9 protein-coding genes are annotated in these 12514 nt (G+C 66.4%); 6 read left to right on the top strand and 3 right to left on the bottom strand.

The features are described from left to right. Positions 1-125 precede the first annotated feature (125 nt). From mupP to ACDI39_RS10135, 3 genes are all read right to left on the bottom strand, one after another. Positions 126-797 (bottom strand): N-acetylmuramic acid 6-phosphate phosphatase MupP, encoded by a 672-nt coding sequence (mupP, locus tag ACDI39_RS10145; protein ID WP_225788227.1) that lies wholly within the window; start codon positions 795-797, stop codon positions 126-128. A gap of 2 nt (positions 798-799) precedes the next feature. After that, a complete protein-coding gene (gene ubiG, locus ACDI39_RS10140) occupies positions 800-1498 on the bottom strand; it encodes a bifunctional 2-polyprenyl-6-hydroxyphenol methylase/3-demethylubiquinol 3-O-methyltransferase UbiG (protein WP_225788226.1) in 699 nt (232 codons plus the stop codon). A gap of 62 nt (positions 1499-1560) precedes the next feature. Beyond that, complete coding sequence (locus ACDI39_RS10135) at positions 1561-2883, bottom strand: TRZ/ATZ family hydrolase (RefSeq protein WP_486538563.1); 1323 nt, start codon at positions 2881-2883, stop codon at positions 1561-1563. Positions 2884-2989: 106 nt separating this feature from the next. Here ACDI39_RS10135 and mtnA point away from each other — a divergent pair, with 106 nt between their 5' ends. The 6 genes from mtnA (at position 2990) to cmk (ending at position 12508) form a co-directional block, all read left to right on the top strand. Next, the gene (gene mtnA / locus ACDI39_RS10130) at positions 2990-4066 is read left to right on the top strand and encodes an S-methyl-5-thioribose-1-phosphate isomerase (RefSeq protein ID WP_486538561.1); all 1077 of its coding nucleotides are present in this window, start codon (positions 2990-2992) and stop codon (positions 4064-4066) included. 238 nt (positions 4067-4304) lie between these two features. Continuing rightward, entirely contained in the window at positions 4305-7073 is a 2769-nt protein-coding gene (gyrA, locus tag ACDI39_RS10125) for a DNA gyrase subunit A (RefSeq protein WP_486538559.1), read from the top strand. A 207-nt stretch (positions 7074-7280) separates the two neighbouring features. Next, on the top strand, positions 7281-8366 hold the full coding sequence (gene serC / locus ACDI39_RS10120) for a 3-phosphoserine/phosphohydroxythreonine transaminase (protein ID WP_486538557.1): 1086 nt from the start codon (positions 7281-7283) through the stop codon (positions 8364-8366). After that, complete coding sequence (pheA, locus tag ACDI39_RS10115) at positions 8366-9460, top strand: prephenate dehydratase (RefSeq protein WP_253081300.1); 1095 nt, start codon at positions 8366-8368, stop codon at positions 9458-9460. The genes serC and pheA overlap by 1 nt, the downstream gene beginning before the upstream one ends. 157 nt (positions 9461-9617) lie before the next feature. Next, the gene (locus tag ACDI39_RS10110) at positions 9618-11825 is read left to right on the top strand and encodes a bifunctional prephenate dehydrogenase/3-phosphoshikimate 1-carboxyvinyltransferase (RefSeq protein WP_253081304.1); all 2208 of its coding nucleotides are present in this window, start codon (positions 9618-9620) and stop codon (positions 11823-11825) included. Continuing rightward, positions 11822-12508, top strand: coding sequence for a (d)CMP kinase (cmk, locus tag ACDI39_RS10105; RefSeq protein ID WP_253081299.1), 687 nt, complete (start codon positions 11822-11824; stop codon positions 12506-12508). The genes ACDI39_RS10110 and cmk overlap by 4 nt, the downstream gene beginning before the upstream one ends. The last annotated feature ends 6 nt before the right edge of the window (positions 12509-12514 follow it).

Here is a 12514-nt window from a genome sequence, read left to right as displayed (position 1 = left end):
GGAGCCGGCTTGCCGGCGATGGGGCGCGAAGCGGCCCCAAAAATGACAAAGCGCCGCTTAACTGACTGACATTAGGGTGCTGCACGGTTTACTCTTTCTTGTGGCTTGCAGCTTGCGGCTGAAAATCAGCAGCCGCAGAGCGCGCTGTCGATCACCTTGCGCAGTTCCAGCGGGTGGTCCACCACCACGTCAGCGCCCCAGTTGTTGGGGTTGTCCTGAGGATGAATATAGCCGTAGCGGACCGCCGCCGTGCGGGTGCCGGCATCGCGGCCAGACTCGATGTCGCGCAGGTCGTCGCCGACGAACAGCACGCTGGCCGGGTCCAGGTTCAGTGTCTTGCAGGCCAGTATCAGCGGCTCCGGGTCGGGCTTGCTGTTCTTCACGTGGTCCGGGCAGATCAGCAATGCCGAACGCTCGGCCAGGCCCAGGCGCTGCATGATCGGCTCGGCGAAACGCACCGGCTTGTTGGTCACCACGCCCCACAACAGGTTGCCTTTCTCGATGTCGGCCAGCAGCTCGGCCATGCCGTCGAACAGGCGGCTGTGCACCGCGCAGTCGCGCTGGTAGCGTTCGAGGAACTCCAGGCGCAGGGCCTCGAAACCTTCGTCTTCAGGGTCGATGGCGAAGGTCGCCGCGACCATCGCCCGGGCGCCGCCGGAGATCACGTCGCGGATGCGCTTGTCATCGATGGCTGGCAGGCCGCGCTCTGCCAGCATGGCCTGGCAGATGGCGATGAAGTCCGGCGCCGTGTCCAGCAGGGTGCCGTCCATGTCGAAGAGTACTGCTCGCAAACGCATGCTCATTCCTCGCGCAGGGTCTGGATCATGTAGTTGACGTCGACGTCGCCGCTGAGCTTGTAGTGCTTGGTCAGCGGGTTGTAGGTCAGGCCGATGATGTCCTTCACTTCAAGGCCGGCAGTGCGGCTCCAGGCGCCCAGCTCCGAGGGGCGGATGAACTTCTTGAAGTCGTGGGTGCCACGTGGCAGCAGCTTCATGACGTATTCGGCGCCGATGATGGCGAACAGGTAGGCCTTGGGGTTGCGGTTGATGGTCGAGAAGAACACCTGGCCACCGGGCTTGACCAGGCGTTGGCAGGCCTGGATCACCGAGGACGGATCCGGCACGTGCTCGAGCATCTCGAGGCAGGTGACCACGTCGAACTGGCCGGGCATTTCCTCGGCCAGGGCCTCGGCGGTGATTTGCCGGTATTCGACCTCCACGCCCGACTCCAGTTGGTGCAGCTGGGCTACGGCCAGCGGCGCCTCGCCCATGTCGATGCCGGTGACGGTGGCGCCACGCAGGGCCATGGCCTCGCTGAGGATGCCGCCGCCGCAGCCGACGTCCAGCACCTTCTTGCCGGCGAGGCTGGCGCGCTCGTCGATCCAGTTGACCCGCAGCGGGTTGATGTCGTGCAGCGGCTTGAATTCGCTTTCGCGGTCCCACCAGCGGTGGGCCAAGGCTTCGAACTTGGCGATTTCGGCGTGGTCGACGTTGCTCATGGAACAGTCCTCTGAATCTTCGATAAAAGTGTCACAGGGCGGCAGCCGTGGCTGCCGGCCGGTCATTCCTTGCCTGCGATGCGCGCGCCCCAGGCGCGGGCGGTGGCCGTCAGGGCCTGTTCGTCCATCCGGGTCAGGCGGCGGTCGTCGAGCAATTGCTGGCCGGCCACCCAGACGTGCCGCGCGCAGTCGCGGCCTGTTGCGTAGATCAGTTGCGAAACCGGGTCGTGTACCGGCTGCTGGGCCAGGCCCGACAGGTCGAAGGCCACCAGGTCGGCGGCCTTGCCCACCTCCAGCGAGCCGGTGACGGCCTCCAGGCCCAGGGCGCGGGCGCCGTTGAGGGTCGCCATGCGCAGCGCCCGATGGGCATCCAGGGCCGTGGCCGAGCCCGCCACCGCCTTGGCCAGCAGGGCCGCGGTGCGGGTTTCGCCGAGCAGGTCGAGGTCGTTGTTGCTGGCCGCGCCGTCGGTGCCTACTGCCACGTTGACCCCGGCCAGCCACAGGCGTTCGACCGGGCAGAAGCCGCTGGCCAGCTTGAGGTTGGACTCGGGGCAGTGCACCACGCTGGTGTCGCTTTCTACCAGCAGGGCCAGGTCCTCGTCGCTGACCTGGGTCATGTGCACTGCCTGCAGGCGCGGGCCGAGCAGGCCGAGGCGGGCCAGGCGCGCCAGTGGACGTTCGCCACGTTCGGCCAGGGCCCGCTCGACCTCGCCGGCGGTCTCGTGGATGTGCATGTGCAGGGGCGCGTCCAGTTGGTCGGCGATGACGCGGATCTTCTCCAGGTTCTCGTCGTTGACCGTGTAGGGCGCGTGCGGCCCCAGGGCGATGCTGATGCGCGGATGGTGGCGCAGGTCGCCGAACAGCTCGATGGCCAGGTGCAGGCCCTCCTCGGGCGTGCGTGCGCCGGGGATGGGGAAGTCCAGCAGGGGCACGGCGACCTGGGCACGGATGCCGCTGCGGTGCACCCGGTCGCAGGCCTCCCGGGGGAAGAAGTACATGTCGGCGAAGCAGGTGATGCCGCCCTTGAGTTGCTCGGCGATGGCCAGGTCGGTGCCGTCGCGCACGAACCCTTCGTCGACCCAGCGGCCTTCGGCCGGCCAGATGTGCTGCTCGAGCCAGGTCATCAGCGGCAGGTCGTCGGCCAGCCCGCGCAGCAGGGTCATGGCGGCGTGACCATGGGCGTTGACCAGGCCGGGGCACAGCAGGCAGTCGGGCAGCTCGCGTACCGCGTGGGCCTGGGGTGCCCGCTCGCGGGGGCCGATCCAGGCGACCCGCCCGTCGCGCACGCCCAGCGCATGGCCCTCCAGCACCACACCGGCCGGTTCCACGGGCACCAGCCATTGTGGAACGAGCAGCAGGTCGAGGGGGGAGGGGGCTGTGGGCATGCGCGGTACCTGGGCGATTCGGCGGAACGCGCAGTATACCCGAGCGTCTGCGGCCGAGGCTCGCTATAATCGTCCGCTTTTTATGTCCGGACGTTGGGGAGAGGCGATGCGTGAGCGACTTTTGGCGGCGGAGAAGGTGACCGGCATCCGCTGGCACGACGGCGCCTTGCACCTGCTCGACCAGCGCTTGCTGCCGTCCCGGGAATGCTGGCTGACCTGCACCGATGTCGCGGCGGTCGCCGAGGCGATCCGCGGCATGGCGGTGCGTGGCGCCCCGGCCATCGGCATCAGTGCCGCCTACGGCCTGGTCCTGGCCTTGCGCCAGCGCCTGGCCGAGGGCGGCGACTGGGAGCAGGCGCTGGAAGAGGACTTCCTCTGCCTGGCCGAGGCGCGGCCGACCGCTGCCAACCTGTTCTGGGCCCTCAACCGCATGCGCGAACGCCTGCAGCGCCTGCGTGCCGAGGAAGACGCGCTGGCAGCCCTGGAGGCCGAGGCGATGGCCATCCACGAGAGCGACCGCGAAGCCAACCTGACCATGGCCCAGCATGGCATCGAGCTGATCCGCCGGCACCAGGGCAACGAACAGGCCTTGCTGACCCACGGCAATGCCGGCGCGCTGGCCAGCGGTGGCTTCGGCACCGCGCTGGGGGTGATCCGCGCGGCCTATCTGGAGGGCATGGTCGAGCGGGTCTACGCCAGCGAGACCCGTCCCTGGCTGCAGGGCTCGCGCCTGACCGCCTGGGAGCTGGCTCGCGAGGGCATTCCCGCGACGCTGTTCGCCGACGCGGCGATGGCCCACCTGATGAAGACCAAGGGCATCACCTGGGTGGTGGTGGGGGCCGACTGCATCGCCGCCAATGGCGACGTGGCCAGCAAGATCGGCACCTACCAGCTGGCGGTGAGCGCCATGCACCATGGCGTGCGTTTCATGGTGGTGGCGCCGAGCACCAGCATCGACCTGAACCTGGCCACGGGCGACGACATCCCGCTGGAGGAGCGCGATGCCGATGAGTTGCTGGACGTGGCCGGCAATCGGGTGGCGGCCGAGGCCGAGGTGTTCAATCCGGTGTTCGATGTGACTCCGGCGGACCTGGTCGATGTGATCGTGACCGAGAAAGGTGTGGTCGAGCGGCCAGACACCGCGAAGCTGGCGCAACTGATGTGCCGCAAGCGGTTGCACTGAGCGGCGGGTTTCCAGCTTGCCGCTGGAGGCTTCGAGCATGTCGCTCGATCTCTGCCTTTGTGATACCATCCGACAGTTTCCAGGGCCGCCCATTGCAGCGGCTCTCATTGCGCAGATCCATGGCTCAACTCATTGATTTGTCGTAAGTCGTCGCACCACTGTGCGCTGCGGCGGCGAGCTTCGTTCGTCCTCCGAGGGAAACGACGAAGTTTCACCAGAAAAAGGAATCAGGCTTCTCATGGGCGAACTGGCCAAAGAAATCCTCCCGGTCAATATCGAAGACGAACTGAGACAGTCTTACCTCGACTACGCGATGAGCGTGATTGTCGGGCGAGCGCTGCCCGATGCGCGTGATGGCTTGAAGCCCGTGCATCGCCGCGTGCTGTACGCGATGAGCGAACTGGGCAACGACTGGAACAAGCCGTACAAGAAGTCCGCCCGTGTGGTCGGTGACGTCATCGGTAAATACCACCCCCACGGCGACATCGCGGTCTACGACACCATCGTGCGCATGGCCCAGCCGTTCTCGCTGCGCTACCTGCTGGTCGACGGTCAGGGCAACTTCGGTTCGGTGGACGGCGACAACGCCGCGGCCATGCGATACACCGAAGTACGCATGACCAAGCTGGCCCACGAACTGCTGGCCGACCTGCACAAGGAAACCGTCGACTGGGTGCCCAACTACGACGGCACCGAGCAGATCCCGGCGGTCATGCCGACCAAGATCCCCAACCTGCTGGTCAACGGCTCCAGCGGTATCGCCGTGGGCATGGCGACCAACATCCCGCCGCACAACCTCGGCGAGGTCATCGACGGCTGCCTGGCGCTGATCGACAACCCCGAGGTCACCGTCGACGAGCTGATGCAGTTCATCCCCGGCCCTGACTTCCCCACTGCCGGCCTGATCAACGGCCGCGCCGGCATCATCGAGGCCTATCGCACCGGCCGTGGCCGCATCTACATGCGTGCTCGCTCCGAGGTCGAGGACATCGACAAGGCCGGCGGCCGCCAGCAGCTCGTCATCACCGAGCTGCCCTACCAGCTGAACAAGGCACGGCTGATCGAGAAGATCGCCGAGCTGGTGAAAGAGAAGAAGATCGAAGGCATCACCGAGCTGCGCGACGAGTCCGACAAGGAAGGCATGCGCATCGTCATCGAGCTGCGCCGTGGCGAGGTGCCGGAGGTGGTGCTCAACAACCTCTACGCCCAGACCCAACTGCAGAGCGTGTTCGGCATCAACATCGTCGCCCTGATCGACGGTCGCCCGCGCCTGCTCAACCTCAAGGACCTGCTCGAGGCGTTCGTCCGTCACCGCCGCGAAGTGGTGACCCGCCGCACCGTGTTCGAGTTGCGCAAGGCTCGCGAGCGCGGCCACATCCTCGAAGGCCAGGCGGTGGCGCTGTCCAACATCGACCCGGTGATCGCCCTGATCAAGGCCTCGCCGACCCCGTCCGAGGCCAAGGAAGCCCTGGTCAGCACCGCCTGGGAATCCAGCGCCGTGCAGGTGATGGTCGAGCGCGCCGGTGCCGAGTCCTGCCGCCCGGAAGACCTTCCGGAGCAGTACGGCCTGCGCGACGGCAAGTACTACCTGTCGCCGGAACAGGCCCAGGCGATCCTCGACCTGCGCCTGCATCGCCTGACCGGCCTGGAGCACGAGAAGCTGCTGGCCGAGTACCAGGAGATCCTCGAACAGATCGGCGAACTGATCCGCATCCTCAGCAGCGCCGAGCGCCTGATGGAAGTGATCCGCGAGGAACTCGAAGCGATCCGTGCCGAATACGGCGACGTGCGCCGCACCGAGATCCTCAACGCCAGCCACGACCTCAGCTACGGCGACATGATCCCGGAAGAAGAGCGCGTGGTGACCATCTCCCACGGCGGCTACGCCAAGACCCAGCCGCTGTCCGCCTACCAGGCCCAGCGCCGTGGCGGCAAAGGCAAGTCGGCCACCGGCGTGAAGGACGAGGACTACATCGAGCACCTGCTGGTGGCCAACAGCCACGCGACCCTGCTGCTGTTCTCCAGCAAGGGCAAGGTGTACTGGCTCAAGACCTACGAAATCCCCGAAGCGTCCCGCGCCGCCCGCGGCCGCCCACTGGTCAACCTGCTGCCGCTGGAGGAGGGTGAGCGCATCACCGCCATGCTGCAGGTCGACCTGGAGGCCCTGCAGCAGAGCGCCGATGCCGAGGAAGACCTGGACGACGCCGACGACAGCGTGATCGAAGGCGAACTGGTCGAGGCCGAGGATATCGACGAGGAAGACGGCGATACCCCGGAATGGGCCGCCGAGCCGACCGGCGCCTACATCTTCATGGCCACCGCCTCCGGTACCGTGAAGAAGACCCCGCTGGTGCAGTTCGCCCGTCCGCGCTCCAGCGGCCTGATCGCCCTGAAGCTCAAGGAAGGCGACACCCTGATCGCCGCGGCCATCACCGACGGTGCCAAGGAAGTCATGATGTTCTCCGACGCCGGCAAGGTGATCCGCTTCGCCGAGAGCGCGGTCCGCGAGATGGGCCGTAACGCCCGCGGCGTGCGCGGCATGCGCTTGGGCAAGGGCCAGCAGGTGATCTCCATGCTCATCCCCGAGTCCGGCGCGCAGATCCTCACCGCCTCCGAGCGCGGCTTCGGCAAGCGCACGCCGTTGTCCAAGTTCCCGCGTCGCGGCCGTGGTGGCCAGGGTGTGATCGCCATGGGTACCAAGGGGCGCAACGGCAACCTGATCGGCGCCATCCAGGTGCAGGAAGGCGAGGAGATCATGCTGATCTCCGACCAGGGCACCCTGGTGCGTACCCGTGTCGGCGAGGTCTCCAGCCTGGGCCGCAACACCCAGGGCGTGACCCTGATCAAGCTGGCCACCGACGAGACCCTGGTGGGCGTGGAGCGTATCCAGGAGCCGTCCGAGGACGATTTCGATGACGTCATCGAAGCGGACGAGGAGGGCGTCGAAGTCGACGTGCCTGAGACGGCGGACGACAATGCGGGGGCCGAAGAGGCGCCGCAGGAGTAATGCTACACCCGGACGGGGCGACCAAGGTCGCCCCGTTTGACTGATAACAGCTGGTAAAGCCTGGCCCTGTGGGGGGCGGGCTTGCCCGCGAAGCAGACGCTGCGGTGTAGGGCGCCGGCCTTGCCGGTGTTCGCGGGCAAGCCCGCTCCCACAGGGTCGCTGCTAACCCATGTAATGGTTTTTGTTCTGTTTAGAGCGAGAGTGGATGTGAGCAAACGAGCCTTTAACTTCTGCGCAGGCCCTGCTGCGCTTCCCGACGCTGTCCTGAAGCGTGCCCAGGCCGAGATGCTGGACTGGCGTGGCAAGGGCTTGTCGGTGATGGAAATGAGCCATCGCAGCGACGACTATGTGGCCATCGCCGAGAAGGCCGAGCAGGACCTGCGCGACCTGCTGTCCATCCCCTCCAACTACAAGGTGCTGTTCCTCCAGGGCGGTGCCAGCCAGCAGTTCGCCGAGATCCCGCTGAACCTGCTGCCGGAAAGCGGCACGGCTGATTACATCGAGACGGGCATCTGGTCGAAGAAGGCCATCGACGAGGCGCGCCGTTTCGGCAACATCAACGTCGCCGCCAGCGCCAAGCCCTACGATTTCCTGGCTATCCCAGGCCAGAATGAGTGGAACCTGACCAAGGGCGCTGCCTACGTTCACTATGCGTCCAACGAGACCATCGGCGGCTTGCAGTTCGACTGGGTGCCCGAGACCGGTGATGTGCCCCTGGTGGTCGACATGTCCTCCGACATCCTCTCGCGCCCGATCGACGTCTCTCAGTACGGCCTGATCTACGCGGGTGCACAGAAAAACATCGGCCCCAGCGGCCTGGTGGTGGTGATCGTCCGCGAGGACCTGCTCGGCCATGCCCGCAGCAGCTGCCCGACCATGCTCGACTACAAGGTCGCCGCCGACAACGGCTCGATGTACAACACCCCGGCCACCTATTCCTGGTACCTCTCGGGCCTGGTGTTCGAATGGCTCAAGGAGCAGGGTGGCGTCGAGGCCATGGAGCAGCGCAACCGCGCCAAGAAAGATCGCCTGTACGGTTTCATCGACGACAGCGCGTTCTACAGCAACCCGATCAGCAGCAATGCCCGCTCCTGGATGAACGTGCCGTTCCGCCTGGCCGACGAGCGCCTGGACAAGGCCTTCCTGGCCGGCGCCGATGCCCGCGGCCTGCTCAACCTCAAGGGCCACCGTTCGGTCGGCGGCATGCGCGCCTCGATCTACAACGCCCTGGGCCTGGAGGCGGTGGACGCCCTGGTGGCCTACATGGCTGAATTCGAGAAGGAGCACGGCTGATGTCCGACCAGGAGCTCAAGGCCCTGCGCGTGCGCATCGATAGCCTCGACGAGAAGATCCTCGAGCTGATCAGCGAACGCGCCCGTTGCGCCCAGGAAGTGGCCAAGGTCAAGACCGCCTCCCTGGCCGAAGGCGAGAAACCGGTGTTCTACCGCCCCGAGCGCGAGGCCGCGGTACTCAAGCGCGTGATGGAGCGCAACAAGGGGCCGCTGGACAATGAAGAGATGGCGCGGTTGTTCCGCGAGATCATGTCCTCGTGCCTGGCCCTGGAAGAGCCGCTCAAGGTCGCCTACCTGGGCCCAGAAGGGACCTTCACCCAGGCCGCGGCCATGAAACACTTCGGCCATGCCGTGATCAGCAGGCCGATGGCGGCCATCGACGAAGTGTTCCGCGAAGTGGCGGCCGGTGCCGTGAACTTTGGCGTGGTACCGGTGGAGAACTCCACCGAGGGTGCGGTCAGCCACACCCTGGACAGCTTCCTCGAGCACGACATGGTGATCTGTGGCGAGGTCGAGCTGCGCATCCACCATCACCTGCTGGTGGGCGAGAATACCAAGACCGACAGCATCACCCGCATCTACTCCCACGCCCAGTCCCTGGCCCAGTGCCGCAAGTGGCTGGATGCCCACTACCCGAACGTCGAGCGGGTGGCGGTGTCCAGCAACGCCGAGGCGGCCAAGCGGGTCAAGGGCGAGTGGAACTCTGCGGCGATCGCCGGCGACATGGCAGCCAACCTCTATGGCCTGACCCGTTTGGCCGAGAAAATCGAGGATCGCCCGGATAACTCCACGCGCTTCCTCATGATCGGCAACCAGGAAGTGCCACCGACCGGCGACGACAAGACTTCGATCATCGTCTCCATGAGCAACAAGCCAGGTGCGTTGCACGAGCTGCTGGTGCCGTTCCACGAGAACGGCATCGACCTGACCCGCATCGAGACCCGTCCTTCGCGCAGTGGCAAGTGGACCTACGTGTTCTTCATCGACTTCGTCGGCCACCACCGCGACCCGCTGATCAAGGCGGTGCTGGAGCAGATCAGCCAGGAGGCCGTGGCGCTGAAGGTACTGGGGTCCTATCCGAAGGCGGTACTCTGATCGAGATTTCGGGGTCGCTGCGCAAACGCGGTACTTGTGGGAGCGGCCTTGCGTCGCGATGGGCTGCGCAGCAGCCCCCTGCGGTCTCACTGACTGGCATAGTTTCTGAACAGGGTTCGCACACGTGGTTGATGTGGTAGCAAACAAACCGGGGCCGATCATCGGTCGCCTGGTGGTCGTAGGCCTGGGCCTGATCGGCGGTTCCTTCGCCAAGGGCCTGCGTGAAAGCGGCCTGTGCCGCGAGGTGGTCGGCGTCGACCTGGACGCCCCGTCGCGCAAGCAGGCCGTGGCCCTGGGCGTGGTCGACCGCTGCGAAGAAGACCTCGCCGCAGCCTGCGTCGGCGCCGACGTGATCCAGTTGGCCGTGCCCATCCTGGCCATGGAGAAAGTGCTCGCCCGCCTCGCCGACCTGGACCTGGGCGATGCCGTCATCACCGACGTCGGCAGCGCCAAGGGCAATGTGGTGCGCGCGGCCCGTGCGGCCTTCGCCGAGCGCCTGCCGCGCTTCGTCCCCGGCCACCCGATCGCCGGCTCCGAACAGAGCGGGGTGGAGGCCTCCAATGCCGCGCTGTTCCGTCGCCACAAGGTGATCCTCACGCCACTGGCCGAGACCGACCCCGCCGCGCTGGCGCTGGTCGACCGCCTGTGGCGCGCGCTGGAGGCGGATGTGGAGCACATGCCGGTGGAGCGCCACGACGAGGTCCTGGCCGCCACCAGCCACCTGCCGCACCTGCTGGCCTTCGGCCTGGTCGACTCCCTGGCCAAGCGCAATGAAAACCTGGATATCTTCCGGTACGCTGCGGGGGGCTTCCGCGATTTCACGAGAATCGCCGGCAGCGACCCGATCATGTGGCACGACATCTTTCTCGCCAATCGCGAGGCCGTCCTGCGCACCCTGGATACATTTCGCAGCGACCTCGACGCCTTGCGCGACGCGGTCGATGCAGGGGACGGGCACCAACTGCTGGGTGTGTTCACCCGCGCCCGGGTCGCCCGCGAGCATTTCAGTAAAATCCTGGCCCGCCGGGCCTATGTGGACGCTATGAACGCCAACGATCTGATTTTCCTGGCCCAACCTGGTGGCCGCCTGTCCGGACGGATCCGCGTACCGGGCGACAAATCCATATCCCACCGCTCGATCATGCTTGGCTCGCTGGCCGAAGGCACCACCGAGGTCGAAGGTTTCCTCGAAGGCGAGGATGCCCTGGCGACCCTGCAGGCCTTCCGCGACATGGGGGTGGTCATCGAAGGCCCGCACCATGGCAAGGTGACCATCCATGGTGTTGGCCTGCATGGCCTGAAACCGCCACCCGGGCCGATCTACCTGGGTAACTCCGGCACCTCGATGCGCTTGCTGTCTGGCCTGCTGGCCGCCCAGCCGTTCGATGTGACCATGACGGGCGACGCTTCGCTGTCCAAGCGCCCGATGAACCGTGTGGCCAACCCGCTGCGCGAGATGGGTGCCGTGGTCGAGACCGGCCCCGAGGGCCGTCCGCCGCTGACCATCCGTGGCGGCCACACGCTCAAGGCGCTGAACTACACCCTGCCGATGGCCAGTGCCCAGGTCAAATCCTGCCTGCTGCTGGCCGGCCTGTACGCCGAAGGCACCACCACCGTCACCGAGCCGGCGCCGACCCGCGACCACACCGAGCGCATGTTGCGCGGCTTCGGCTATACCGTGGAGTCCAACGGCCCGGTCGCCTCGCTGCAATCCGGCGGCAAGCTCACCGCGACCCGTATCGAAGTGCCGGCCGACATCTCCTCGGCAGCCTTCTTCCTGGTGGCGGCGTCCATCGCCGAGGGTTCGGAGTTGGTGCTCGAACACGTCGGCATCAACCCGACCCGCACCGGCGTGATCGACATCCTGCGCCTGATGGGCGGTGACATCACCCTGGAGAACCAGCGTGAAGTCGGCGGCGAGCCGGTGGCCGACCTGCGCGTGCGTGGGGCGAAGCTCAAGGGGATCGAGATCCCGGAAAACCTGGTGCCGCTGGCCATCGACGAGTTCCCGGTGCTGTTCGTCGCCGCGGCCTGTGCCGAAGGCCGTACCGTGCTGCGGGGCGCCGAGGAACTGCGGGTCAAGGAGTCCGACCGTATCCAGGTCATGGCCGACGGCCTGGTCACCCTGGGCGTGAAGTGCCAACCGACCCCGGACGGCATCATCATCGACGGCGGCCCGATCGGGGGGGGCGAAGTGCATGGTCACGGCGACCACCGTATCGCCATGGCCTTCAGCGTGGCATCGCTGCGTGCCACGGCGCCGATCCGCATCCATGACTGCGCCAATGTCGCCACCTCCTTCCCGAACTTCCTGGCGCTGTGCGCTGAAGTCGGCATCCGTGTTGCAGAAGAGGGCAAGTCGTGAGTTCGCAAGCACCGGTCATCACCATCGACGGGCCAAGCGGCTCGGGCAAGGGCACCGTGGCTGGCCTGCTGGCCCGCGAGTTGGGCTGGAAGCTGCTGGACTCCGGCGCCCTCTACCGCCTGCTGGCCTTCAACGCCACCAACCACGGCGTCGACCTGACCAACGAGGAACTGCTCAAGGCCTTGGCCGCCCATCTGGATGTGCAGTTCATCGCCGCGGAACCGGGTAAGCTGCAACAGATCATCCTCGAAGGCGAGGATGTCAGCAATGTCATCCGCACCGAGACGGTCGGCGCCGGCGCCTCGATGGTCGCCTCGCTGCCGGCGGTGCGTGAAGCGTTGCTGCAACGCCAGCGTGCCTTCCGCGAAGCCCCCGGGCTGATCGCCGATGGCCGCGACATGGGCACCGTGGTGTTCCCGGACGCGCCCTTGAAGGTCTTCCTCACCGCCAGTGCGGAGGAACGCGCTCGACGCCGTTATTTGCAGTTGAAGGCGAAGGGCGATGATGTTAGTCTGGCGAGTCTGCTAGATGAGATTCGTGCGCGCGATGAGCGCGACACCCAGCGTGCGGTAGCCCCGCTGAAACCAGCGGCCGATGCCATCCAGCTGGACTCCACCGAGTTGTCCATCGAGCAGGTGTTGCAACGCATCAGGAGCGAGCTCGTCCAGCGCGATCTGCTCTGATAGCCA

It is taken from the genome of Pseudomonas sp. Tun-23181 (genome assembly GCF_057415455.1).
Note: the sequence above shows the minus strand (reverse complement) of the source record. Positions and strands in the feature narration are given on the sequence as shown.